Annotated in this window: 22 protein-coding genes and 2 rRNA genes; 12 read left to right on the plus strand and 12 right to left on the minus strand. The window is 59.7% G+C overall.

The window, feature by feature from the left end; all coding sequences use genetic code 11:
* Positions 1–9: 9 nt before the first annotated feature.
* Complete coding sequence (locus ACZ5PA_RS05205) at positions 10–1,911, plus strand: beta-CASP ribonuclease aCPSF1 (RefSeq protein WP_464931212.1); 1,902 nt, start codon at positions 10–12, stop codon at positions 1,909–1,911.
* Between the two features lies 1 nt (position 1,912).
* Here the strand turns inward: ACZ5PA_RS05205 and ACZ5PA_RS05210 are convergent, their stop codons facing one another.
* The 3 genes from ACZ5PA_RS05210 to ACZ5PA_RS05220 are packed head-to-tail and all read right to left on the minus strand — an operon-like array spanning position 1,913 to position 2,456.
* Positions 1,913–2,071, minus strand: coding sequence for a 50S ribosomal protein L37e (locus ACZ5PA_RS05210; protein WP_464931213.1), 159 nt, complete (start codon positions 2,069–2,071; stop codon positions 1,913–1,915).
* Entirely contained in the window at positions 2,068–2,307 is a 240-nt protein-coding gene (locus ACZ5PA_RS05215; RefSeq protein ID WP_464931214.1) for an LSm family protein, read from the minus strand. Before ACZ5PA_RS05215 ends, ACZ5PA_RS05210 begins: the two co-directional genes overlap by 4 nt.
* Before the next feature lie 23 nt (positions 2,308–2,330).
* Positions 2,331–2,456 carry a hypothetical protein gene (locus ACZ5PA_RS05220; protein ID WP_464931215.1) on the minus strand — a complete coding sequence of 42 codons (126 nt, stop codon included), beginning with the start codon at positions 2,454–2,456 and terminating at the stop codon, positions 2,331–2,333.
* A 24-nt stretch (positions 2,457–2,480) separates the two neighbouring features.
* Between ACZ5PA_RS05220 and ACZ5PA_RS05225 the strand changes: the two genes are divergently transcribed.
* Positions 2,481–4,826, plus strand: coding sequence for a DNA-directed DNA polymerase (locus ACZ5PA_RS05225; protein WP_464931216.1), 2,346 nt, complete (start codon positions 2,481–2,483; stop codon positions 4,824–4,826).
* On the opposite strand, the gene ACZ5PA_RS05230 is transcribed toward ACZ5PA_RS05225, so the two are convergent.
* The gene (locus tag ACZ5PA_RS05230; RefSeq protein ID WP_464931217.1) at positions 4,817–5,326 is read right to left on the minus strand and encodes a hypothetical protein; all 510 of its coding nucleotides are present in this window, start codon (positions 5,324–5,326) and stop codon (positions 4,817–4,819) included. The two genes, ACZ5PA_RS05225 and ACZ5PA_RS05230, sit on opposite strands and share 10 nt — an antisense overlap.
* A gap of 92 nt (positions 5,327–5,418) precedes the next feature.
* On the opposite strand from ACZ5PA_RS05230, the gene ACZ5PA_RS05235 reads away from it, so the two are divergent.
* Positions 5,419–5,715, plus strand: a complete 297-nt coding sequence (locus ACZ5PA_RS05235) for a hypothetical protein (RefSeq protein ID WP_464931226.1) — start codon at positions 5,419–5,421, stop codon at positions 5,713–5,715.
* Positions 5,716–5,718: 3 nt separating this feature from the next.
* Here the strand turns inward: ACZ5PA_RS05235 and ACZ5PA_RS05240 are convergent, their stop codons facing one another.
* Positions 5,719–7,437, minus strand: a complete 1,719-nt coding sequence (locus tag ACZ5PA_RS05240) for a S16 family serine protease (RefSeq protein WP_464931218.1) — start codon at positions 7,435–7,437, stop codon at positions 5,719–5,721.
* Positions 7,438–7,560: 123 nt separating this feature from the next.
* Here ACZ5PA_RS05240 and cobB point away from each other — a divergent pair, with 123 nt between their 5' ends.
* On the plus strand, positions 7,561–8,298 hold the full coding sequence (cobB, locus tag ACZ5PA_RS05245; RefSeq protein WP_464929294.1) for an NAD-dependent protein deacetylase: 738 nt from the start codon (positions 7,561–7,563) through the stop codon (positions 8,296–8,298).
* Positions 8,276–8,665: a DUF123 domain-containing protein gene (locus ACZ5PA_RS05250; protein WP_464929295.1), complete on the plus strand. Its 390-nt coding sequence runs from the start codon at positions 8,276–8,278 to the stop codon at positions 8,663–8,665. The genes cobB and ACZ5PA_RS05250 overlap by 23 nt, the downstream gene beginning before the upstream one ends.
* Here the strand turns inward: ACZ5PA_RS05250 and ACZ5PA_RS05255 are convergent.
* On the minus strand, positions 8,597–9,328 hold the full coding sequence (locus ACZ5PA_RS05255) for an MBL fold metallo-hydrolase (protein ID WP_464929296.1): 732 nt from the start codon (positions 9,326–9,328) through the stop codon (positions 8,597–8,599). The genes ACZ5PA_RS05250 and ACZ5PA_RS05255 overlap by 69 nt on opposite strands.
* A gap of 29 nt (positions 9,329–9,357) precedes the next feature.
* Between ACZ5PA_RS05255 and ACZ5PA_RS05260 the strand changes: the two genes are divergently transcribed.
* Complete coding sequence (locus ACZ5PA_RS05260; protein ID WP_464929297.1) at positions 9,358–9,762, plus strand: hypothetical protein; 405 nt, start codon at positions 9,358–9,360, stop codon at positions 9,760–9,762.
* Here ACZ5PA_RS05260 and ACZ5PA_RS05265 read toward each other — a convergent pair whose 3' ends face one another.
* Complete coding sequence (locus tag ACZ5PA_RS05265) at positions 9,763–10,722, minus strand: thermopsin (protein WP_464929298.1); 960 nt, start codon at positions 10,720–10,722, stop codon at positions 9,763–9,765.
* A 168-nt stretch (positions 10,723–10,890) separates the two neighbouring features.
* Here ACZ5PA_RS05265 and ACZ5PA_RS05270 point away from each other — a divergent pair, with 168 nt between their 5' ends.
* On the plus strand, positions 10,891–12,750 hold the full coding sequence (locus tag ACZ5PA_RS05270; protein WP_464929299.1) for a S53 family peptidase: 1,860 nt from the start codon (positions 10,891–10,893) through the stop codon (positions 12,748–12,750).
* A gap of 60 nt (positions 12,751–12,810) precedes the next feature.
* A complete protein-coding gene (locus tag ACZ5PA_RS05275; protein WP_464929300.1) occupies positions 12,811–13,053 on the plus strand; it encodes a hypothetical protein in 243 nt (80 codons plus the stop codon).
* On the opposite strand, the gene ACZ5PA_RS05280 is transcribed toward ACZ5PA_RS05275, so the two are convergent.
* Complete coding sequence (locus ACZ5PA_RS05280; protein WP_464929301.1) at positions 12,998–13,690, minus strand: queuosine precursor transporter; 693 nt, start codon at positions 13,688–13,690, stop codon at positions 12,998–13,000. The genes ACZ5PA_RS05275 and ACZ5PA_RS05280 overlap by 56 nt on opposite strands.
* A gap of 44 nt (positions 13,691–13,734) precedes the next feature.
* Positions 13,735–14,541, minus strand: coding sequence for a menaquinone biosynthesis family protein (locus ACZ5PA_RS05285; RefSeq protein ID WP_464929302.1), 807 nt, complete (start codon positions 14,539–14,541; stop codon positions 13,735–13,737).
* Between the two features lie 54 nt (positions 14,542–14,595).
* Here ACZ5PA_RS05285 and mqnC point away from each other — a divergent pair, with 54 nt between their 5' ends.
* Positions 14,596–15,645 carry a cyclic dehypoxanthinyl futalosine synthase gene (gene mqnC / locus ACZ5PA_RS05290; protein WP_464929303.1) on the plus strand — a complete coding sequence of 350 codons (1,050 nt, stop codon included), beginning with the start codon at positions 14,596–14,598 and terminating at the stop codon, positions 15,643–15,645.
* A 130-nt stretch (positions 15,646–15,775) separates the two neighbouring features.
* Here mqnC and ACZ5PA_RS05295 read toward each other — a convergent pair whose 3' ends face one another.
* Entirely contained in the window at positions 15,776–16,936 is a 1,161-nt protein-coding gene (locus ACZ5PA_RS05295) for an amidohydrolase family protein (RefSeq protein ID WP_464929304.1), read from the minus strand.
* A 262-nt stretch (positions 16,937–17,198) separates the two neighbouring features.
* Here ACZ5PA_RS05295 and ACZ5PA_RS05300 point away from each other — a divergent pair.
* The 3 genes from ACZ5PA_RS05300 (at position 17,199) to ACZ5PA_RS05310 (ending at position 22,531) form a co-directional block, all read left to right on the plus strand.
* A 16S ribosomal RNA gene (locus tag ACZ5PA_RS05300) occupies positions 17,199–18,703 on the plus strand.
* 50 nt (positions 18,704–18,753) lie between these two features.
* A 23S ribosomal RNA gene (locus tag ACZ5PA_RS05305) occupies positions 18,754–21,796 on the plus strand.
* The 16S and 23S rRNA genes sit together here, the layout of an rRNA operon.
* A gap of 447 nt (positions 21,797–22,243) precedes the next feature.
* A complete protein-coding gene (locus ACZ5PA_RS05310) occupies positions 22,244–22,531 on the plus strand; it encodes a hypothetical protein (protein WP_464929305.1) in 288 nt (95 codons plus the stop codon).
* Between the two features lie 130 nt (positions 22,532–22,661).
* Here ACZ5PA_RS05310 and ACZ5PA_RS05315 read toward each other — a convergent pair whose 3' ends face one another.
* Together ACZ5PA_RS05315 and ACZ5PA_RS05320 are read right to left on the minus strand one after the other, a co-directional pair.
* Complete coding sequence (locus ACZ5PA_RS05315) at positions 22,662–23,204, minus strand: hypothetical protein (RefSeq protein ID WP_464929306.1); 543 nt, start codon at positions 23,202–23,204, stop codon at positions 22,662–22,664.
* Positions 23,205–23,255: 51 nt separating this feature from the next.
* On the minus strand, positions 23,256–23,636 hold the full coding sequence (locus ACZ5PA_RS05320) for a hypothetical protein (RefSeq protein WP_464929307.1): 381 nt from the start codon (positions 23,634–23,636) through the stop codon (positions 23,256–23,258).
* Positions 23,637–23,746: the final 110 nt, after the last annotated feature.

Raw genomic sequence — 23,746 nt, forward strand, 5'->3', positions numbered from 1 at the left:
CCAGAGCACGTGGCGTATTCTCTAGAACCGAAGATCAGGGAGATTCTATCGAGCGTCGAGGTGTCCAAGGTGGAGGTCGAAGGCCCGTCTATTTGTGTATATGTCAAAAATCCCGCTAATTTAAGCAGCGAGGAGGTGGCCGAGTTGGCCAAGACGCTTAAGAAAAGGATAATAGTGAGGGGCGATCCGTCCGTTAGGTTGTCCAAGAAAGAGGCCGAAAAGATGATATTATCGCTTACCTCAGATCTCGTCGAGAAGGTGTATTTCGAGGACGTCGGCGATGTGTACGTCTACCTCTCCAAGGCTGTGCCCGAAAAGGACTTCAAGAAGCTCGCCAAGGAGATCTTCGCATCGACCGGCTGGCGCGCCGTGGTGGAGATGGGCGTTCCCAGCATGATGAAGTTGCCCTCGAAGTACATAGTAGATATAAGGGAGTTGTACCACAAGGCGTCCGACAAAAGGATCTCTATGATGAAGGAGATAGGCGCTAGGATACACCACGAGCCCGTCATCAAGGAGGGGCCTATAACTATCGCGTTCCTCGGCGCGTCCATGGAGGTGGGGCGGAGCGCCATACTGGTGGACACGACCGAGAGCAAGATCTTGCTCGACTGCGGCTTGAAGCCCTCCCAGTACGAGGAGGAGTTCCCGTTGTTGGAACAAATAGACGTGGATTCGCTCGACGCCGTCGTCATATCCCACGCCCACATGGACCACGTGGGGTGCCTCCCCTATCTGTACAAGTACGGATACAAGGGACCTGTCTACATGACCGATCCCACGAAGTATTTGACATATATACTCTTGACGGATTACGTAGAGCTCAAGGAAAGGGAGGGGCGTATCCCGCCTTACACCGAGGGCGACATAGAGTCGTTGATGTACCGCATAATAACGCTGGACTACGAGGAGGTCACCGACATAGCGCCTGACGTGAAGTTGACCTTATACGACGCAGGTCACGAGATAGGCTCCGCGTTGGTGCACCTACACATAGGCAACGGGCGTTATAATATACTCTACACAGGCGATTTCAAGTTCGGGAGGACCAACTTATTGAACAAGGCCGTGAACAAGTTCAGGAGAGTTGAGATGTTGATAATGGAGTCCACTTACGGAGGACGCGACGACGTGCAACCGCCGAGGATCGAGGCGGAGAACACTTTGGTTAAGGTGATCTCGGAGACCGTGGAGAATAGAGGTAAAGTCCTCATACCCGCCTTCAGCACCGGGAGGGCCCAGGAGATTTTGTATATTTTGAACAAGAAAATAAACGAGGGCAGCCTCAAGGGAGTTCCCATATACGTCGACGGCATGATAGTCGAGACGTTGAACGTATATCTGATGTACCCCCATTTCCTCAATAGAGAAGTCGCCGAGGAGATATACGAGGGGATCAACCCGTTCGCCTCCTCCGGGAGCATAGAGGTAATAGAGAGGGCCAAGAGAGTGGAGGATAGGATAAACCAAATAGCGCGTATAACTCAAGACGAGAGGCCCGGCGTCATCATAGCCCCCCACGGCATGTTGAACGGAGGGCCTATCCTCGATTACTTTGTGCACTTGGCGCCGGATCCCGCAAACAAGCTGGTCTTCGTGTCCTATCAAGCCGAGAACACCTTGGGTAGGCGTATACTCAACGGCGAGAGGGACTTCGTAGTGCGCAGCATATCCATGGGGGAGACCAAGGTATCGATGAGGATGGGCGTAGTCTCTATACCGGGCTTCTCCGGCCACAGCGACAGGAGGGAGCTCATGAAGTACGTAGAAACTCTAGAGCCGAGGCCGCGCAAGGTGGTGTTGATACACGGCGAGCCCTCGAAGATCGTGAGCTTGGCCACGTCGATAGAGTTGAAGTACAAGATCACCACGATAATACCGAGGGTCGGCGAAAGGATCAGAGCCGTTTAGCCTATTTCGCCCAGTTATAGCTACGGAGCCGCCTCGAACGCCCCCATCCGCAGTGGGCGCAGTAGCCCTTGGCCACGTTATACGAATGACGCCCGCACCTAGGACATCGTATATGCGTTTTGCCCTTGCTGTGTTTGCCCATCGACGGAGTGCCCTTCATGTCGGCGACACGAAGAGGACGTTCTCGCCGCGCACGACCATAGTGCCCCTCTTCAACACCACGTTGTCTATGACCTCCTCGGCGTCTTCGAGCAACAAGTTGACGTGTTGGTCAAACGATTTGAGGATGCCTCTTATCTCGTAGCCGTCTCTGAGCTTCACCAACACTCGCTTGCCTATGGAGTCCTGGAGCGTCGCGCCAAGCGTGGCGAGGCATTTAGACGTATCGCTCGACATGGCGTCCGCCATGTCTCAGATATTTAACGTTTATCCCTCCTTTCGTCGACAGCTCGGCCCTCCTCGATTTGCCACTCCAATATCCCGCGGGCTAGGGAGCCGGGGGGGAACAACTTGGCGAATTCCTCCAAGCACTTGGTGGAAGCCATAGATAAAAACGCGCAGTTAAAATCATGGAGCTCGAGTTTTGGCTCCTAGACATCACGTACTCGATCGTCGGCGGCGCGCCCGAGATTAGGATGTTCGGGATAACGAAGGACGGCGAGCGTGTCGTCGTGGTGGACAGGGACTTCAAGCCCTATTTCTACGTAGACGGCGACTCGCCACAGTTGAGGCAAGCCTTGGCCAAGGCGGCGCCCGTGGAGGGCTTCGAGGAGGTGGAGAAGAAGTATTTCGGCAAGCCGATTAAGTTGCTCAAAGTCGTCGCTAGGTCGCCCGAGGACGTGAGGAAGTTGAGGGAGATCGCCCTCGCGCGCGCGAGGGGGGTCTTCGAGGCGGACATAAGGTTTTACATGAGGTATATGATAGACACAGGAGTCACGCCGTCCACTTGGCATGTAGTCGAGGTACAAGAGGAGGGGCGTTTGGGCAAGATAAGGAGATACGTCGCCAAGAAGCGCCCGACGCCTCTGCCCGAAAGGAGCGCGTTGCCCGACTTGAGGGTGTTGGCCTTCGACATAGAGGTCTACAACGCGCGGGGAGACGCCGATCCCGCAAGGGATCCCGTCGTGGTGATATCGCTTAAGGACTCGGCGGGGAGGTCCGAGGCCATAACGGCGGACGACAAGGACGACAGAAGGGCGATCCGCCAATTCGTCGAGTACGTGGACGACTTTGACCCGGACGTATTGTTGGGCTATAACTCGAACGGCTTCGACTGGCCCTACCTAGTGGAGAGGGCCAAGAGAATCGGCGTATCTCTTGCCGTGGACAGGCTAGGCGGGGTCCCCCAACAGAGCGTGTACGGCCACTGGTCGGTGGTCGGGAGGGCCAACGTCGATTTGTTCAACGTAATAGACGAGGTGCAAGAGATAAAGGTCAAGACCTTGGACAGAGCCGCGGAGTACTTCGGCGTGATGAGGCGCGACGAGAGGACCTTGATACCGGGCCACAGGATATACGAGTATTGGGACGACCCCTCCAAGAGGCCTGTGTTGATAAAATACGCCGTAGAGGACGCAGTATCTACTTTCGGGCTGGGCGAGAAGCTCCTGCCCTATCTGATACAGCTGTCCTCCGTCACGGGCATACCGCTAGACCAAGTCGCCGCGGCGTCTGTAGGCGCCAGGGTCGAGTGGCTTCTGTTGAGATACGCGTACCGCATGGGCGAGGTCGCGCCCAACAGGGAGGAGAGGCCCTACGAGACCTACAAGGGGGCTATAGTGCTTGAGCCGAGGCCCGGCATATACCAAGACGTGGCGGTCCTCGACTTCACCAGCATGTACCCCAGCGTGATGATGAAGTACAACTTATCGCCGGATACTTATCTAGAGCCCGGCGAGCCCGATCCGCCCGAGGGCGTCTACAAGGCGCCCGAGGTCGGCCACAGGTTCAAGAAATCGCCGCCAGGCTTCATACCGCAAGTCTTATCCTCCTTGGTCAAGCTGAGGAGGGAGGTCAGAAACGCCATGTCGGGTCTGGACCCCAGAGATGTCCGGTACAAGTTATTGGACGAGAGGCAGAAGGCCCTCAAGGTGATGGCCAACGCCATGTACGGCTACATGGGCTGGGTAGGGGCCAGGTGGTACAAGCGCGAGGTCGCCGAGTCCGTGACGGCGTTTGCGCGGAGCATACTCACCGATGTGATAGGATTTGCTAAAAGCATAGGTGCCTCGGTTATATACGGCGATACGGATAGTCTATTTGTTAAATATACTCCAGATATAGATAAAATAATAAAATATGTAGAAAATAAATTTGATATAGAAATTAAGTTAGAGAAAATTTATAAAAAAGTATTATTCACGGAGTCAAAGAAACGCTATGCCGGGCTTCTGGACGACGGGCGCATCGACATAGTGGGCTTCGAGGTCGTCAGAGGGGATTGGTGCGAGCTCGCTAAAGAGGTTCAGCTCAACGTAATAGAGCACGTGCTCAAGTCTCAGAACGTCGTCGAGGCGAAGAACAAAATAATAAATTATATTAAATTAATTATTAATAAAATTAAAAATTATGAGTTTAATATTGATGATTTAATAATATGGAAAACTCTAGATAAAGAATTAAGCGAGTATAAAGTCACGCCGCCTCACGTACACGCGGCTAAGATGTTGGAAAAACATGGCTTTAAGATCCGCAAGGGCATGGCGATAGGCTACGTAGTCGTCAAGGGCGGCGATAAGCTGAGCCTCAGAGCGAAGCCGTATATCCTCGTGGAGGACCCGAAGGAGATAGATGTGGACTACTACGTGGAGAAGCAGATAGTGCCCGCCGCCTTGAGGATAGCCGAAGTCGTAGGGGTCAGGGAAGGGGATCTGTTGGGCAAGGGAGGCGCCAAGAGCTTGTTGGACTACTTCTGACCCTCTCCGGACTCTTGCCTCTTCCGCCTCCTCGCAGGCTTCACGGGCGCCGGCGCTTGTTTAGGCGCGGCGACGTAGCCGAGCGGCCAGCCGTAGACTCTATCCCTCTGCTCGCTCGCCGTGGTGTGGACCTCTATGGAGAAGCCGCTGTGGAGAACTAAGGGCTCGTCGGCCCACACGGCGGTTTTCTCGGGGTAGTACGCCACAGGCTCCACGAACCACTCGACTACTCGTCCCCCCTCGACGAATCTAATATAGTCGAAGTACTCGTCGCTACTGTAGATACCCCATATCACGACGACGGAGGCCTCTGTGAGGGGCGGGCTTATCTTGCCCAAAGCCAAGCTGTAGCCGTATTTGTCCGCGTCGTTGCCGTATAGGTGTCTGGGCGAGAGGGGCTCCACCTTGGCCCCCACCTTCTTGGCGTGTTCAGATGCCAAGTTGTAGGATCTACGTATTATCCTCTCAGCGTCGGCCTTGGACAACGGGAGCAACCACATGGCCCCGGATCGGCGAGGGGGTTATAAACGTTATTTATTGACTCGCCTTAAATTAACCGATATATATTTAGAGTAAAGAATAGAACGGCTTGATGTTAATACCCCTCCTAGCCCTCACGACAGTCGCAGTGTTGTTGGGGCTGGCTCTGAGGAGGGTGCGGGACGGCGCGTTGGCGGCGCTCGGCGTAATAGGCTTCTTCTTGATAGCGATACCGGCTATGTTCGTCAACGGCGGTTTATTGGAGAGGATAACGACAGCACTCTTGGCCTATGCACCATACTGGGAGTACGTCGTGCCCATAGCCGCGTTCGCCTTGGCGCTTCTGCCGCCGCCTAGGCGTCGGAAAAGGGCTGGGGTCGCTAAATCGACAAAAATAGAATATTGGTAATAATTATTTCTTTTTTAATGAAACTATTATTACAGATAATACAAATACTATAATTATTATAGTTATAGCATAATTTACGGCATAAGTCGTCGGCTGCGCGGTCGCCGTCACGGGCGGAGGCGGCGCGAGGACGCTCGAGGAGTTCGAGGGGGGTATTATCGTGTATGTGACGTTGGCGGAACATAGTATATCCCCGATCGCCGCGGCGTACATGGAGGCCTCCTCGTACATGTACAACGCAGTGATCGCGTCGCCGGTCTTGGCGTAGTAATCGCCTAGCTGTAAATAACTCAGCGGTAGTATATTAGGCGATCCGCAAGCGGCAGCTCTGTACATGTTCTGAAGCGCCACTTGCCTCTCGACGGGGGTTAAGCTCGACGCGCCTGGAGACGCCAAGGCGTTCTCGGCCAGCGATATAGTGTCCAGAGAAGCGGCTAAGGACGCCAAGTAGTGGCCGCTTCTATAAAGCGCTTGGGCCAATTGAAAGCTGTTTTGCAAACTGTTGATTAGATTAGTCGGCAATTGTCCTTGATATGTAGTAATTACATATGAGTACATCACATAGGCGTATTCCAGATACGTCTCGGCCATGTCTTGTAGCGACGTCTCGTTTATCGCGCGGCCGTAGGCCAACATGTTAGCCGCGTTTATCCACGGCGGTAACGTGATGGCGCGGGCGTACATGAGCGCCACGTCTGGGCTAGTCGAGTTGGCCTCCTGGTATATCTGATATATCCTTTCGTATATGCCTATTATTACCCCCAAGTTATTCGACGTTATGGGCATCCTCTCGACCACGGCCTCATAGTTCTTGGCCAGCTGAAGCGCCTTGTTGTACAAGGTCCTTCCGCTCAACGCGCCGCTAGATAGCTGGGCCGAGTAGTAGCCGTACAATGCGGCGTATATGAGGGACGCCGCGGTGTAGAACTCGCCGTTATTCGCGAGGGACGATATAAGGCTCATGTTGGCGTACGTATTAGCCGAGGAGCCCGTGGCGTTCTTGTATATCGATAGAACTTGCCGGTAGAGATACTTAGCGGTCTCGTTGAACACCGTGGCGTTCAGATATGAGGGGCCGTAGGGCGATGTGATATTATATCCCGTGAGGTAGTAAATCGCCTCTTGTATCGTGGCCACGGGTATCACCTGTACGCCTTTCACGCCGCTGGCCTCGCCTTGTTCGCCGAGGGGCACTAACACGCGCTTTATGCCGCTTTGAGCGGCGGCGGCTACCTTGTCGCTAACTCCGCCGACCCAGCCGATGGTCCCGTCGGGCAATATTATGCCCGTCATCGCCGTGTCGTTGCGCAGAGGCAACCCCCTCATCAACGCGAACATAGCAGCGGTTATGTAGCCGCTGGCAGAGGGCCCGCCCACGCTGGCCTCCAGCCCGACCACCCTCACCAACGCCGTGTAGTTAGTAACTGGGACCCCCGCTAGCCGGGCCGCCACGTAGAGCGCCACTTGAGCGGAGGGCCCGAAGCCCTCGCCCGCCTCGGGCACCCCCGCCACGTACGCCCTCCCGTTGCCCGGCGTCAGTAAGGTGACCTCTATGGGCACGACTGCGCCGCCTCCGCCGGAGCTCACGGCCAGGGCGTTTATGCGGACCGTCCCTAACACGTGCACGGTCTGCCCCGGCTTCAACGGCGTCAAGGCTAAGGCGAGCGCGAGAGCGGCTAAGGCCGTTATGGCCACCACGGCCGACGCGGCCCTTTTGTCCATATCGGCACGGCATCTCTTGGTTAAAAACCTTGCCCACCTGGCGTGAGGCTCAGCGTAGGTCCGGGCGCTCATTTCTCACCTAAGCCTGGCTCATCACTAATAAAGGCGGACGCAGGTCTTTATATGGAGGAGGTCGCGAGGGCTCTCGCGAAGAGCAAAAACGCCATAGCGTTCACGGGGGCGGGGATCTCCGCGGACTCGGGCGTTCCTACGTTCAGAGGCCCCGGCGGCCTCTGGGAGCGGTATAGGCCGGAGGAGCTGGCGACGCGGGAAGCGTTCCTCAAGGACCCGGCGTTGGTCTGGCGCTGGTATAAATGGAGGCAAGAGCTGATATACTCGGCGCGTCCGAATCCCGCCCATTACGCCTTGGCCGAGCTCGAACGCCTCGGCGTGATCAAGGCTGTGGTGACCCAGAACGTCGACGGGCTACACGCAAAGGCGGGCTCTAGGCGAGTCGTGGAGCTACACGGCAATATCTGGCGTTTGCGGTGCGTGGAGTGCGGCCGCGAGGTCGTCGTGGAGAAGCCCGTGGAGGAAATACCGCCTAGATGTCCGCGGTGCGGCGGGCTTATGAGGCCCGACGTCGTTTGGTTCGGAGAGCCGCTCCCCCGCGGGCCTTGGGAGGAGGCCTTGGCCTTGGCCTCCTCGGCCGACTTCGTTTTGGTGGTGGGGACGTCCGGGGCCGTATATCCTGCCGCGCTTCTGCCCGCGATGGCCAAGAGGGGCGGGGCCCTCGTGGCGGTGGTGGACCCCGACAGGACGGCGTTCGACGACATCGCGGACTTCAAGATAAGGGGAAGAGCCGCCGAGGTCTTGCCGGAGCTGGCGAGGAGGGTCCATGTCCTACTTAGTGGTCTTTAAATGCCCCAATGCGTTGGTCGAGACTAAGGCGCGCGCCTTCCGCCTAGAAGAGGGGCTATACGCCTACGTGGGGTCTTGCGGCGTTTCGTGTCACAAGAGGATCTTGAGGCACTTGAGGAGGCCCTCGAGGAGGCATTGGCACGTCGACTTCCTGCCTTGCGAGGCCCTCCTCGTCTTCGTTACGCGCTTGGGGGAGGCGGAGTTGGCGGCCAGGCTGGCCGCCCGCGTCGGCTACATCGCGGGTTTTGGCTCCTCCGACGACAAGAGCGCGCCGTCTCACTTGTTCAAGACGCCCTCGCTACTTCACCTCCTTGACGTAATATCTGCCGGACTTCACGACCAGCTTGGCGAGGCCCATTTCGGCTAAGTACTTCGCGAAGGCGATGCCCTCTTCGGCCAGCCTTAAGACGTCGCCGTCGCCCCTGGCGCATGCGGCCATCCCGTAGGGCGTCTTCTCCGAGGCGCACTCCACGTACGCCTTGAGCAACGCCTTGAGCTTGCCCTCCAGCCTCTCCGCGTACTCGCGAGCCGGCGCGGGGGGCTCGTGGGCGGGGTAGGCGGTCGTGCTCCCGAGAGACCTCAAGAGGGCTAAAGCGCGCCGGAGCGAGTCGACGCTGACGATCCAGCCGCCGAGATCCCCCACGAAGATCCCCTCCTCGGTTCTGTAACAAGTATGCCCCCACGTGTGGGACCCGCAAGGCAGCACTTGGGCGGAGAACTCGTCCAGATCGACCCAACCGGCCGTCATCCTAGCGAACCTGGCGTTTATCCTCAGAGCCCGCGCGCGATGCGCGGGCGCGCTGGCCCTCCTCAACACGGTCGAGGCGTACCTTTCGAACCTGACAGCGTCGGCCAACATGCCGACCTCGAAAGGGTTAGCGACCACGGCCTTAGGCGACGACTTCAAGAGGCCAGCCGCGTGGCCCAGGTGGTGGTGCGTTAAGAGGACGTACCTCACGTCGATGGCCTCGGAGAGATCCACGGAGACCTCGCCTATTAGCCACGAAGCGCCGGCCCTCTGCGGCTTCACCACTTTAATATATGGTAATAAAGTTAGCCGTGTCGTGGAGGGATAGATTTCTCGACGACGCGGCGAAGCTCTTCGGGCTGCCCAGAGAGGAGCTCGCCGAATTCGCAGACGCGATGGCCGAGGGCGATGAGAGGAGGGTGGCCGAGTGGGCCGAGAGGAACAAGATAGCGGAGAGGGACTTCTTGGTGCTCTCCACCATGTACGTGCTCTACAAGACTGAGGACAAGGTCTCGGACATGTTGGAGGGCTTGGAGTTGCGGGTCGACGAGGCCGTGGCGCTCGCCGGCAGCCTCACGGCGCAGCTGGTCAACGGAGTGGCGCCGGAGAACAGGAGAGCGCTCTTGGCCCAGATACTCCTCGCCGCTGCTCTCCAGATAGAGGACAAAGAGACGAGGGAGAAAATAGCCGAGTTCGCGAGCGCTCTGCTCGCTTGATCACCAGAGAGGATGCCAGCTCTCGGCGCCGGGGCCTAGGACGGCCGCGTAGCCCGAGGCGTTGTCCGCCATGTTAGTCACAGTCTCGGCGGTATCGGCGCCGTAGTCGAAGGCGTGGGGGACCGACACGAGCTTGCCCCCGCTGAGGTATTGCAACGTGTAGTAGGCGTTATAAGCTATGGGCGAGGCGTTGGACCCGCCGCCCGGCCCGCCGGTCACCAACTCGGCGTCCTCGTAGAGGCCGCTCGGCAACGCGGAGTACCCCTGCACATAGAAGGAGGCCGATTTGACCGGCACCTTGACCACTACGCTGTCGTACTTCACGACGCGTCCGCCGTAGGCGAAGTAGAAGTCGATAACAGGATATCCTTGCGAGTTGACCGAGACCGTCACGAACAACGACACTTGTAGCGGGTAGGTGAACGAGATAGTGTACGGGTACTGGTAGGCGTAGTAGTTCTGGCCTTGATATGTATACACCTTGCCGTTGCCGCTTAACGACTTCAAAGTCGATTTGGTGGACGTCAAGTTCCATATATTGTCCACTATGTTCATCTGGCTAGTCGCCGTGTTTATGACCGCCACGTCTTGGACCCATAAATAGGCGTGTTGGCCGTTGGGCTTAGTGTAGTTGAGGACAACGTTGAGCTGTATGGAAAAGCTGTAGGGGTAGAACTTGCTGTTCGAAGTAAAGCTCGCCGAATATATGGTGAAATTACTCACGAACTCGGTCGTGGAGTACTCATAGGGGACCTCGTCGGAGCCTGAATAGTAAGCGCCATAGTCGGCCACGCCGACGGGGGCTTGGCTTCCGGAATACCAGGTCGGCGGCAGGACCACCTGCATGTGGACTGAAGGCGGCCTCACCGGCGGGAACGCGGGCGGCGCCTTCTGCGCGGAGAGCATTAATCCGACCATCACGGCCGCCGCCAACGCGGCGACGATTATTGTCTTTTTCATACTAAGGAAGACCTGTCGTTTTTTTAAGGTTTAATGGCTTGTATAATCTATAGTGAAAAATTAATAATATTCTTATTAATTAAAATTAATTTTAATTAAATGAGATATTATAGTTGATATCGATATTGTTAATACGAAATATTTAAAAATACTATTAATCATGTGGGTATGAACAAGATAGCGTTAGTCGTGTTGTTGGCCGTTGCGGCCGCAGCCCAGCCCTTGTTCTTCAACTGCTCCAGCGCCGTGCCCGGCGTGCCCCCCAATTCGCCAGCTCACTTAGTTGTGTGGCTTTGGCTGGCCAACACGACTACGCCCAACGGCTTGCAGTATTTGCTCTATCAGCAGTACTACAACGCGTCTAGCCCCTTGTTCCACAAGTTCATAACGCCGCAACAGTTCGCCCAATGGTACAGCCCGCCGCCTTATGTATTCGACTACGTCAAGCGGGCCGCCACGTCGGCTGGCTTGGGCGTAATCGGCGTATACCCCATGGTAGTGGTGGCCGAGGGCAACGCGTCGGCTGTGGACAAGGCCGTGGCGGCCCTCCAACAAGCCCCCGCCGACATCGCCGAGTGGATCATAGCGGGTGAGTGTATCCCCATAGGGTACTTCGCGCTTAAAGGCCGAGCGCCTGCTTATAAGCCCGCCTATACCTATACCCCACTCGACAACTTAACGGCGGCTCTCGACAACGTCACGTACGTCGGCGATCTGCCTCTGCAGATCAAGTACAAGAACTTCGAGATATGGTTGCCCCGCGGCCTTCAGTTCATATACGATGAGTTGCCGCTCCTCCGCCTCGGCTTCGACGGAAGGGGCGTCACTATAGGCATAGTCGACGCCTTCGGCGACGTGAACTTCACCAAGGCGCGTCAATACCAGTACCAGGACGTGTCCGCCTACGATCTGGCCTTGTTCAGCGCGAGATTCGGCCTCCCGCCTGCTGAGCTGAAAGTAGTATATCCCGTGGGCGTCCCCGTGATAACGCCGTACAACCTAGGCGACGCCTTGGGCTGGTCCTTCGAGACGGCGTTGGATATAGAATACGCCCACGCGATGGCCCCCGGCGCTAGGATCGTGTTGGCCGTGGCGCCCGACGCGGGGGACGACCTCTTCGTAGCGGTGGAGTATCTAGTGAACAACAGCATGGTCGATTTCATCAGCTTGAGCTGGGGCGCCCCCGAGGACTTCTACTTGGCGCCGCCCCCTGCGCCCCAGCTCTTGTACGCATACGACGAGGTGTTCATGCAAGCTGCGGCGCAAGGCATAGGAGTATTCGCGTCGTCGGGCGATTGGGGCGCCTTTAACGTGTTCTGGCAGTACTACGGCTTGCCGATAGAGCCGAGCGTCGTCTACCCGGCCAGCGATCCGTGGGTGACGGCCGTGGGCGGCACGTCGCTCCGTGTGTATATATCGGACGGAGGCGTCGCGAGGATAGAACACGCCTGGAACTGGAACGCCGAGTATATGTGGGGCACAGGCGGCGGTTATTCCTTCGTGTTCGAGGAGACGCCCGGCCAGAGGATGGCCAATATATTATATCAACGTAAAGTCATCTACGAGCCCGCCTTGAGCGCGCTCTACGGCTATAAGTACTTCTTCTACCCGGCCGGGCACAGAGGAGTTCCCGATATATCCGCCGACGCGGACCCGTATACCGGCGTCTTGATAGCGATAAACGGAAGGCTCCTCGGGCTAATAGGGGGCACGAGCTTGGCGTCCCCGCTAGTGGCCGGCATGACAGCATCGATACAGAGCGGGCTGCCCTACAAGATAGGGCTCCTCGCGCCGTCGCTTTATTGGGTCTATAGCCGGAACGAGGCGTACGTAGAGGGCGTGGAGTTCCCGCTAGAGGCCTTCGTCGAGGGCTTGCGAGGCGCCTTCTTCCCAACTCTCGGAGGCCAGAACGGGCTGTACACCGTCGTCATGGAGAAATGGAGCCCCGTCACGGGCGTGGGCCAGCCGAACGCCTACGGCTTATACAAGGCGCTTCTATCGATTAACGGACAAATCAATTCTAACTAATATATATTTTTAAATGAAAAACTTTTTTGAATAGTGAAATATTTATACCATGGTTAATTCATGGAAGTGCTGATACTCATATCGCACTTGGGGTGTACGGACGAGTTGCCGATATATATAAGCAAGGCGCCGGGGATCAGCGAGGTTTATACAACGTCCTCGGACGTGGTCGTGGCGAGGGCCGACGTCTCCGGCCCCTCGGAGCTCAAAAAACTCATAGCGTCTATCAGGAGGTGTAGAGGCGTCCTCAAGGTCGAATATATGATCGCTCGTAGGCGGGCCTCAACAAGTACTTCCTGTTGAGGTACACCACGCCGACGACCACGGGCGCCATAGAGATCTTGGTTATCAAAAGCCCGAGCGTTGAGTTCCAGAAATCGGGCGGCGGCAACACGCCCCAGAAGGCTATGGGCATGAAGACGAAGGTGTCGACGGCCATGGCCGCGGGGTCCGAGTAGAATACTCTCTTCCAGATCGCGCCGCCTATTCTCGACATGATGTACGCGTCTAAAGTCTCGGCGGCTAGATACGCTATGGGCGAGGCGAAGGCCACTCTCGCCGAGGTCGAGAACACGGCCTCGTATATGGAGTTGGGCGCGACGGGCGAGGGGAGGTAGACCACTATGTAGTTCACCGCTGTGATTAGCCACTGCGAGAGGAAGCCCGCCAAGACCACGTTCCTGGCGTAGTGGAAGCCCTCGCGGAGCACTACGATGTCCAGCATGGCGATAGTGGCCACGTAGGTCATAGTGCCGGCGGGCACTAGGAAGCCCAGATAGTCGGTTATCTTCGAGGCGGCGTATTGCGAAATCGTCAAGAGGACCATGTAGAAGGCGACGGCGAGCACTGTGGGGTCCACCCTCACTAGCCTCAACAAGGCCCTATACATAACCGCCGTGAGGCCGAACGCGGCGAGGGCCTCGGCGAGTAGCTCCAGCATAGCCCTTTGAAACAGGTAGCTTTAAAAATTTCCTGAGTCAAGCGTTAGACGAACTCGGCCTCGCCCAGCTCGACCAGCCCCCGCCTCTTGGCCTCGGAGAGCAACTCCCTAATCGCCTCCTCGCCTCTCCTCCCCATGTCCTTGGTGTACTCGTTCACGTACATGTCGACGAACCGCGCGACCTCGTCGACGGGGAGCCCTCTGGAGAACCTCGAGGCGTACCTCAACGCCTCCTCTCTGTGGGCCTCCGCGTATTTTATGGACTCGGACAACAAACTCTTGAGCTCCTCGGCGACGTCCAGCCCCAAGGCCTTCCTCACGGCGTCGACGCCGAGAGGCGCCGGCAAGCCCTTCTCGCGGAGCCACCACTCGCCCAAGTCCAACACCTTCCTCAAGCCGAGGCGCCCGTAGGTTATCTGCCCCTCGTGTATGAGGACGCCCGCGTCCACCACGCCGGCCGACACCGCATCGATTATCTTATCGAAGGGCACCTCGACGGTCTTGACGTCCGGCATCGCCAACTTCAAGAGGAGGGAGGCCGTCGTGTACCTGCCGGGGACCGCCGCGAGCTTGACGTCGTCCGATCTACGCGCGGTCACCACGACTGGCCCGTACCCCTCGCCCATAGACGCGCCGACCCTCAAGACGTAGTACCTATCGGTGAAGCCGAGCGCCGCCGCGCTCAACGCCGTGAGGTCCAACGAGGCGCCGCCGACGGCCAGCTTGTTTAGGGTCTCTATATCTGCCAAGAACTCCTTGAAGACGAAACGGCTCTTGACGGCGCCGGAGGCTATGCCGTAGAACATATACGCGTCGTCGGCGTCGGGGGAGTGCGCCAAGACCAGCTCCATGCGGGCGCTTGGGCCTAGCTATATGAATTTTAATAGAGAAGGCGCTTTGAGGTCGTGGAGGCGGCCGTGCCCAGCAGAGGAGAGATAGAGGAGTTGTTGAGGGCCGACCTCTGGGAGCTGGGGAGGAGGGCCTACGAGATAAGGAGGAGGCTACACGGCGACGTGGCCACGTTCATACCCAACATGGTGTTGAACTACACCAACGTCTGCGTCGTCGGTTGTTCCTTCTGCGCCTTCTACCGCCCTCCTCGACACCCCGAGGCTTACGCGTACTCGGTCGAGGAGGCCGTGAGGCGGGTGCTCGCCGTGGACGCCAAATACGGGATTAGGCAAGTGTTGATACAAGGCGGAGTGAACCCCGAGATCGGGATCGAGTACTTCGAGGAGTTGTTCCGCGCCATAAAGGCCAAGGCGCCGCACGTAGCCATACACGCGCTGTCGCCGTTGGAGGTGGAGTACTTGGCCAAGAGGGAGAGGATGAGCTATAGAGAGGTGTTGGAGAGGCTCAAGGCGGCCGGCATGGAGTCCATGCCCGGAGGAGGCGGGGAGATCCTAGTGGACGAGGTGAGGAGGGCGATAGCGCCGAGGAAAATAGACAGCGATACTTGGCTCAGAATAATGGAGGAGGCCCACAAGGCGGGCATACCGTCCTCCGCGACTATGATGTACGGCCACGTGGAGACGCTCGGCGATATAGCGGAGCACATGCGGAAGGTGGCGGAGCTCCAGGCGAGGACGGGCGGCTTCATGGCGTTCATAGCGTGGAACTTCGAGCCGGGGACGAGCGAGCTGGGGAGGAAGATACCCTATCCCAAGACGTCCGCCACTTTGTTGAGGATGGTGGCCGTCGCCAGGATCGTGTTCGACGGCTTGATACCCCATATACAAGCCGGCTGGCTCACGACAGGCCCCGAGACGGCCCAATTGGCGTTATACTTCGGCGCCGACGACTTCGGCGGCACTCTCTACGAGGAGAAGGTGTTGGACTGGGTGAGGGCCGAGGCGCCTATAGATAGGAAAACCGACGTGGCGGAGGTGATCCGCGGCGCCGGCTTTAGGCCGGCGGAGAGGGACAACCTCTATAGAGTGGTGGCCTATTACTAGAGTCGACGGGAGGGCTTCGCGGATGGACGGAGGCGAGCGCCCGACGACGGCCGACCTCCATAATCTACGAGCGACGGCCGCCGGATCGAGAGGCCTCGGCCGCCTGCCCACAGCCGCCGAGTGGTCGGGCCTACAAAACCTCGCCGGTCTCGAGCAAGTGTAGACGGCCCTTGGAGGCGACGGCGACGGCCTTGCCGAAAGCTCTGAGGCCCTCGAGCGGGGAGAAACGACAAGAGCCCTTGAAGTCGCGCTCGGAGATCGCGAACTCCTCGAGCCTAAACACGGAGAAGGACGCAGGGGCGCCCGGCCTCAGGGAGACCTCGAGCCCCGCGAAGCGGGCCGGCCTGAAGGAGTACAAGCGCAAGATGTCGTCGAGTCCGAGGAGGCCGTCCTTCCAGAACCTCAAGAGGAGCGAGGCGGCGACCTCTAGGCTACATATCCCCGGCGCGCCCGCCAGTTTGTCCTCCATGGTGTGGGGCGCGTGGTCCGTGGCGTATATATCGACGGCTCCCGCCAAGAAGAGGGCCAAGAGGCGCCTCCTCTGGTCCTCGCCGCGTAGCGGCGGGTTGACCTTGCAGAGAGGCCCCGAGCAGCGGTCCGAGCTGAGCAAGAGGTGGTGCGGGGTCGCGTCGAGCGTGGCCAAGCCCCTCAAGACCTCGACGGTGTAGGGCAACGAGACGTGGGTCACGTGTATTCTGAATCCCCTCTTGGCGTAGAGGGCTATCCTATCGGCGCAACGGGCCTCCGCCTCGGGCGGCCGGGAGCTCGAGATATAGGCGGGGTCCTCGCAGTGGAAGACCGCGACGCAGCCCAAGGCCGCGCAGCGCTCGAGGAGGGCCTCCACGTGGGCCCAGCCGAACTGGGCTACGTCCTCGGGGTATATCTTGACGGAGCGGGGCTTGGCCTTGTCCAGCTCCGAGAGGTCCTCCGGGACGCCCATGTGGAGGCCGTAGTGTATGGGCAAGGAGGAGCCCTCGGCCAGCCTCTTGGCGTAGAGCTCGGCGGTTCTTATATGGGGCCTCGTGTTGGGCATGTCCAAGACGCCCACGACTCCTCCGGCCAAGGCAGCGGCCGAGCCGCCTTTGAGGGTCTCCTTGTAGGAGAGGCCCCAGTCCCTGAAATGGACGTGTATGTCCACGAAGCCGGGCAAGATCAAGTGCTTCCGAGAGAATTGAACTACGCGACAGCCCTTGTTGTCCTTGAGGGACTTAATAACGCCGTCCTCGACCAGTATCGTTACGTATTTAATAGAGCCTCCCGCATACGCCTTGCCCTCGACCGCGAAACACACGGACCTACTCGACGCGGGGTATAAAAGAGGCCGACGCCGATAGAGCTGGCGAAAAGTTTTTATTCACACGAATTCTATAAGGGACGCGCCTTAATCCGTGAGGCCGAGGCGGGGCCTCGGCCGAATCATCTTGATGTTCCCTCGATGTCCCCTCCTGGGGGTAGCCCGGGCGGGGGCGCGAGGGAGAAAACCCCACGCCGCCGAAACGCGCGCGGAGTCCGGGGTGGTCCCGCCCCCGAGGGCGGCCTTGCGGCCGCTCTCGAAACCGGTTGATCCTGCCGGACCTGACCGCTATCGGGGTGGGGCTAAGCCATGCGAGTCGCGCGCCCGGGGCGCCGGGCGCGGCGCACGGCTCAGTAACACGTGCCCAACCTAACCTCGGGAGGGGGACAACCCCGGGAAACTGGGGCTGATCCCCCATAGGGGAAGGGCGCTGGAAGGCCCCTTCCCCCAAAGGGATCCCGGGCGATCTCCCGGGGTCCGCCCGAGGGTGGGGGCACGGCCCATCAGGTAGTTGGCGGGGTAACGGCCCGCCAAGCCGAAGACGGGTAGGGGCGGTGAGAGCCGTGAGCCCCGAGATGGGCACTGAGACAAGGGCCCAGGCCCTACGGGGTGCAGCAGGCGCGAATACTCCGCAATGCGGGAAACCGCGACGGGGCCACCCCGAGTGCCGGGCGAAGAGCCCGGCTTTTGCCCGGTGTAAGGAGCCGGGCGAATAAGCGGGGGGTAAGTCTGGTGTCAGCCGCCGCGGTAATACCAGCCCCGCGAGTGGTCAGGGTGATTACTGGGCTTAAAGCGCCCGTAGCCGGCCCGGCAAGTCGCTCCTGAAATCCCCGGGCTCAACCCGGGGGCCGGGGGCGATACTGCCGGGCTAGGGGGCGGGAGAGGCCGCCGGTACTCCGGGGGTAGGGGCGAAATCCTATAATCCCCGGAGGACCACCAGTGGCGAAAGCGGGCGGCCAGAACGCGCCCGACGGTGAGGGGCGAAAGCCGGGGGAGCAAAGGGGATTAGATACCCCTGTAGTCCCGGCCGTAAACGATGCGGGCTAGCTGTCGGCCGGGCTTAGGGCCCGGCCGGTGGCGTAGGGAAACCGTTAAGCCCGCCGCCTGGGGAGTACGGCCGCAAGGCTGAAACTTAAAGGAATTGGCGGGGGGGCACCACAAGGGGTGAAGCTTGCGGCTTAATTGGAGTCAACGCCGGAAACCTTACCCGGGGCGACAGCAGGATGAAGGCCAGGCTAACGACCTTGCCGGACGAGCTGAGAGGAGGTGCATGGCCGTCGTCAGCTCGTGCCGTGAGGTGTCCGGTTAAGTCCGGCAACGAGCGAGACCCCCACCCCTAGTTGCTACCCCGCTCTTCGGGGCGGGGGGCACACTAGGGGGACTGCCGGCGTAAGCCGGAGGAAGGAGGGGGCCACGGCAGGTCAGTATGCCCCGAAACCCCGGGGCTGCACGCGAGCTGCAATGGCGGGGACAGCGGGATCCGACCCCGAAAGGGGGAGGCAATCCCGTAAACCCCGCCCCAGTAGGGATCGAGGGCTGCAACTCGCCCTCGTGAACGTGGAATCCCTAGTAACCGCGTGTCACCAACGCGCGGTGAATACGTCCCTGCCCCTTGCACACACCGCCCGTCGCACCACCCGAGGGGGTTCTCTGCGAGGCCCCTCGCCTGGGGCAACCCGGGTGGGGGGACGAGCAGAGAACCCCCGAGGGGGGTGAAGTCGTAACAAGGTAGCCGTAGGGGAACCTGCGGCTGGATCACCTCCTAACCCTCGGGGCGGGAACCTAGAGGGCTCCGCGCGCGGCCCCGCAATCCGCCGTCCGCACGGCCAAGCCGCCCGGTGGATGGCTCGGCTCGGGCGCCGAGGAAGGGCGTGGCAAGCTGCGATAAGCCCGGGGTAGCCGCAGGCAGGCGTTGAACCCGGGATCCCCGAATGGGGCTTCCTGCCGGGGCCGAATAAGCCCCGGCGCCCCGTAAGGGGCGGGAACGCGGGGAACGGAAACATCTTAGTACCCGCAGGAAGAGAAACCAACAGGGAACCCCTGAGTAGGGGCGACCGAAAGGGGGAGAGCCCAAACCAAATCCCCGCGGGACGACCGCGGGGAGATGTGGTGTTGTGGGCCTGGGTACCGCCGGCGGGCGGTAGCCGAAGTGGGCTGGAAAGCCCCGCCGTAGAGGGTGATAGCCCCGTAGGCGAAACCGCCCGTGGCGGAGTCCCGGGATCCCGGAGTACCCCGCCTTGGTTTTGGCGGGGGAAGCTGGCGGCCACTGGCCGCCAAGGCTAAGCACGTCCCGAGTCCGATAGCGAACTAGTACCGTGAGGGAAAGCTGAAAAGAGCCCCGGAAGGGGGGTGAAAAGAGCCTGAAACCGGGCGGCTACAGTGGGGCGGGCCTCGAAGGATGCCCTCGCCCGAAGGAAACCCCGGTGACGGGGGAGTACGAGGGCGAGGGTCCAGGGTCCGCCCTTACGTCTAGAAACACGGGCCGGGGAGTTCACGGCCGTGGCGAGTCTAAGGGGTTCAACCCCGTAGGCGCAGGGAAACCGACAGCCCGTAGCCGGCACGCGCCGGCGAGGGGCGGGGTCCGAAAGGGCCCGTAGCCACGGCCGTGAGACCAGAAACCGGGCGATCTAGCCCTGGGCAGGGCGAAGCGGGGCGAAAGCCCCGTGGAGGCCCGAAAGGGTTCTGACGTGCAAATCGTTCCCATGACCTGGGGCTAGGGGCAAAAGACCAATCAAGCCCGGTGATAGCTGGTTCCCCCCGAAGCGGGTCGCAGCCCGGCCTCCCCGGAGGTAGCCGGCGGGGTAGAGCACTGATCGGGGACGCAGGGCCCGAAAGGGTCCGGTCCCCGGTCAAACTCCGAACCCGCTGGCGCCGTAGAAGGGGGGAGGCGGGGCCAGTGGGGTAAGCCTCTGGCCCGAGACGGGAACAACCGGGACCGGGGTTAAGGCCCCCAAGTGCGGGCTAAGTGTCAACGGGAAAGGGCGTCCCCCGCCCAAGACAGCGGGGCCGTGGGCCTAACAGCAGCCATCGGCTAAGCAACGCGTAACAGCGGACCCGCCGAGGCGGGGGGCCCTGTAGATGTAGAGGGACTCAAGCCCGCCGCCGAGACCCCGGGCCTCCGGCCGTTGGCCGGAGTGCGGTAGGGGGGCGCGGCCGTGGGGCAGAAGCCGGGCCGAGAGGTCCGGTGGACCCGCGGCCGACGAAGATCCCGGCGGTAGTAGCAGCGAAGAGGGGTGAGAAGCCCCTCCGCCGGAAAGGACCAGGTTTTCCCGGCAACTACAATAGGCCGGGAGTAAGCCGGTCCTAAGGCGGGGCCTAATTGGCGCCCGCCGAAAGGGAAACGGGTTAATATTCCCGTGCCGCGGGGGTAGGTTCTGCGGCAACGCAGGCCCCGTCTCCGACGCCTCGGGATAGGGCGGGCGGGACCGCCGTCCCGCTTAACCGCTGAAGGCCGGGGAGTGCCGTAATGGCGAGAACCGGCCGAAGGCGGGAATAGCCGGGGGTTTCCCCGGTCCGCCCGACTCCTGGGGCCCATGAAAAGGAGACGGGGAACGAGCCCCCGCGCCCGTACCGAGAACCGACGCAGGTGCTCCTGGGTGAGAAGCCCAAGGCGGCTCGGGTCTACCCCAGGCCAGGGAACTCGGCAAATTGGCCCCGTAACTTCGGGAGAAGGGGTGCCTGCGGTCTTGGGGTACACCCCCGGGACCGCAGGTCGCAGTGACAAGGGGGACCTGACTGTTTAACAAAAACATAGGTCCCCGCTAGCCCGTAAGGGTGTGTACGGGGGCTGAATCCTGGCCACTGGCGGTACGTGAACCCCGGGTACAACCGGGCGAAGCGCCGCTGAAGGCCGGGGGTAACTCTGACCCTCTTAAGGTAGCCAAATGCCTTGCCGGGTAAGTTCCGGCGTGCATGAATGGATCAACGAGGTCCCCACTGTCCCGGCCTGGGGCCCGGCGAACCCACCTCCAGGTGCACAGTCCTGGGACCCCCGACGGGGCGAGAAGTCCCTGTGGAGCTTCACTGCAGCCTGTCGTTGCGGAGGGGCGGGGGATGCAGAGCGTAGGCAGGAGCAATGAAACGGGGTCTCCGGGCCCCGTGGATGCGGTCCTGGAACACTGCCCATCTCCCGCCCCTCCGCTAACCCGCCGCAAGGCGGGGACAGCGGCAGGCGGGCAGTTCGGCTGGGGCGGCACACCCCTGAAAAGATATCGGGGGTGCCCAAAGCTCGGCTCAGGCGGGTCAGAACTCCGCCGTAGAGTGTAAGGGCAAAAGCCGGGCTGACTGCGCCCTTGAACGCAAGGGGCGCAGGGGGGAAACCCGGGCCTAGAGAACGCTCGTGCCCCCACCAGTGGGGGCCGGGCATGACAGAAAAGTTACCCCAGGAATAACCGGCTCGTCGCGGGTGAGAGTCCCCATCGACCCCGCGGCTTGGTACCCAGACGTCGTCTCTTCCCATCCTGGCGGTGCAGCAGCCGCCAAGGGTGGGGCTGCCCGCCCATTAAAGGGGAACGTGAGATGGGTTCAGACCGTCGCGAGACAGGTCGGTCTCTACCTGTCGGGGGCGTTGGCCGCCTGAGGGGAAGGTGCCCTCAGTACGAGAGGAACGGGGCGCCGCGGCCTCTAGTCTACCGGTTGTCCGGCAGGGCAGCGCCGGGCAGCCACGCCGTAGGGGATAACCGCTGAAAGCATCTAAGCGGGAAGCCCTCCCCGAGACGAGGCGGCCGTTGCCCTGGGGGCAACCCCGGGGCACGAGGGCTCCCGTAGAAGACGGGGTTGATGGGGGGGCGGTGTAACCCCCGAGGGTCTCCCCGAGGGGGGAGCCGGCCCCTCCCAATCGCCCGAGCGTGCGGACGGCGGGCGAAAGGGCTCGGCGGCGTGGGGTTCGTGTATTGACATCGTAATGTTTAAATCGTGTTCTTTTTCCCTGTATATGGGGACCCGGGTTTTTGTTGTTCCTCCTTATAGTGGTTCCCCTGGCGCTGGGCTACAACGTGTTTTGGGGGAGTTTATACATTGCGACATTGGCACGCGTCCCTACTCTAACCCCCTGGGGGAAGTTCTTGTATATTGACTCCTCTTCCGTCGTCTTTGACACTAGGTCTGACGTTCCTCTAGTCTTCGATATACAGTGGCCTAACGCTGGGAGGTTCGTGTTTTATAACCCCAGTAACGTCGCTGTTAAGTGGAGTGCGGAGTTACGTGTTTCTGACAAGTCTTTGGCTACTGGAGGTGCTCACGGCGCTAAGGTTGGCGTTTTCGAAGTTGAGCTCGGGCCTCGCTCGGCGAGGGAGATCTTCTTATATGGCTCGGCCCGGGAGGATGGCCTATATGATGCCGCCGGTTTATAAGTTTCCTGAGGTGTCAGGCGTAGTAGAGCGTACGCCTGTGGTCTTCGTGTCGGCGTTCTTCCGCGGGGGGCGTTTGGTGATTTACAGCGCGGAGTTCACTCTAGGCGAGTTGACAGATGCTACGCGTCTAGGCGAGCTCTTTGACGGTTTTGTAAACTCCTTCGGCGTTGTCCAAAAAGCGGGTGTTGTCGAAGACTTGCAAAACATAGCCGAGGCTTATCTGTCTAAGGCGATGGGGTGATGGACGACGTGTTTGATTTTGTCGAATATCGTCTCTGTCTTTCAGATCGCCTAACTCTATTGGCCTATAGACGTCTAGGCGGGGTTGTAGTAGCCGTCTTTGAGGGGGGTGCGGCCTACGCATTCCGCGGCTATTTTGAAGTGGCGAGGTGTGGAGTTTCTAAGTGGCCTGTAGACGCACCCGCGCCGCCTATCCCCGCCTCAGATCCGTAACTGAAGTCTGTGAGGCTTAGCGTGTATTCGCCGAGGGGGTTTAAGTCCCGGTCTAAGACCCACATGGTGTGCTTGTGGTGTTTGACGCCGAGTACGTATATCTCCTCTAGGCATAGGATTTGGGTGGCGTATCCCACTTTTTTTGTCCATTTTAGCCAATGGCCTTCTTTGTCGAATTTGGCGACTCCGCTGTATGTCAGGTCTGCGCGGTACGTTACATAGGCGTTGCCCTCTTCGTCGAAGCAGAACTGCGAGGGGCAGGGCTCGCCCTCGTGTTTTATGGTTTTTACTAAGTTTAATTCTTCGTCTAGCATTACGAAGAAGAGGTGTTGGTGGGGCCATAACTCCTCTTCGAAGATTTGATAGACGTGGCCTGTTATCCAGATCTGCCCAGTGGCGGGGTTTACGGCTACGTGGTAAACGTCGGCGTGGTCATAGTCGGCTGATGGGCTTATAAACAAGTCGCGTAGGCTCAGCCCCCCTCTTTTACTAGGTCTAGTCTTAGTTTTTCACTAACAAGTTTTTTCATGGTCAATGGCCGAGTATAGATAGTCTTTGCGATATACGAGGGAGGCTCGGCCCTCTACCCTCTTTACAACGTTTAGCCTCTCGTCGAAGATGTAGGCGCCTGCGCTGGTATCGTACATGTAGCTGTAGTAATCGGCGCCGAAGGCGTAATCGCCTAATGAGAGGCAGTCGTGGACCCAGTTTTTCAACTTCCTTATCCTCAACACTTTGCCGCCCCTGTCTGGGAGGGCGATGAAGCCGCTTACAATGAGGTTGCGCTCGGCGATTGTTCCAAGCTTGTTTTTGCGTATACGCGTACCAAATGCCTCGCTACTAACCGCGCTTTCTCTCTCGGCAAGTTCTATGTACTGGACCCACTCCACCATGGGGTTTCACGCTCGTCTCGACGCGCAGATCTAAAAATCTGCCGAAACAGTCCGTCGACCGCCAGCCGTCTGGAGTTGGGAGGGATTCTCAAACGCGGAGCTGGCAGGCG

The sequence above is a fragment of the Thermoproteus thermophilus genome (assembly GCF_055392855.1).

Coding starts and splice junctions, on each gene's coding strand:
- ACZ5PA_RS05210 (WP_464931213.1), bottom strand. CDS start 2,071: ATGAAGGGCACTCCGTCGATGGGCAAACACAGCAAGGGCAAAACGCAT.
- ACZ5PA_RS05215 (WP_464931214.1), bottom strand. CDS start 2,307: ATGTCGAGCGATACGTCTAAATGCCTCGCCACGCTTGGCGCGACGCTC.
- ACZ5PA_RS05220 (WP_464931215.1), bottom strand. CDS start 2,456: ATGGCTTCCACCAAGTGCTTGGAGGAATTCGCCAAGTTGTTCCCCCCC.
- ACZ5PA_RS05225 (WP_464931216.1), top strand. CDS start 2,481: ATGGAGCTCGAGTTTTGGCTCCTAGACATCACGTACTCGATCGTCGGC.
- ACZ5PA_RS05230 (WP_464931217.1), bottom strand. CDS start 5,326: ATGTGGTTGCTCCCGTTGTCCAAGGCCGACGCTGAGAGGATAATACGT.
- ACZ5PA_RS05235 (WP_464931226.1), top strand. CDS start 5,419: ATGTTAATACCCCTCCTAGCCCTCACGACAGTCGCAGTGTTGTTGGGG.
- ACZ5PA_RS05240 (WP_464931218.1), bottom strand. CDS start 7,437: ATGGACAAAAGGGCCGCGTCGGCCGTGGTGGCCATAACGGCCTTAGCC.
- cobB (WP_464929294.1), top strand. CDS start 7,561: ATGGAGGAGGTCGCGAGGGCTCTCGCGAAGAGCAAAAACGCCATAGCG.
- ACZ5PA_RS05250 (WP_464929295.1), top strand. CDS start 8,276: ATGTCCTACTTAGTGGTCTTTAAATGCCCCAATGCGTTGGTCGAGACT.
- ACZ5PA_RS05265 (WP_464929298.1), bottom strand. CDS start 10,722: ATGAAAAAGACAATAATCGTCGCCGCGTTGGCGGCGGCCGTGATGGTC.
- ACZ5PA_RS05270 (WP_464929299.1), top strand. CDS start 10,891: ATGAACAAGATAGCGTTAGTCGTGTTGTTGGCCGTTGCGGCCGCAGCC.
- ACZ5PA_RS05275 (WP_464929300.1), top strand. CDS start 12,811: ATGGAAGTGCTGATACTCATATCGCACTTGGGGTGTACGGACGAGTTG.
- ACZ5PA_RS05280 (WP_464929301.1), bottom strand. CDS start 13,690: ATGCTGGAGCTACTCGCCGAGGCCCTCGCCGCGTTCGGCCTCACGGCG.
- ACZ5PA_RS05285 (WP_464929302.1), bottom strand. CDS start 14,541: ATGGAGCTGGTCTTGGCGCACTCCCCCGACGCCGACGACGCGTATATG.
- ACZ5PA_RS05310 (WP_464929305.1), top strand. CDS start 22,244: ATGGCTCGGCCCGGGAGGATGGCCTATATGATGCCGCCGGTTTATAAG.
- ACZ5PA_RS05320 (WP_464929307.1), bottom strand. CDS start 23,636: ATGGTGGAGTGGGTCCAGTACATAGAACTTGCCGAGAGAGAAAGCGCG.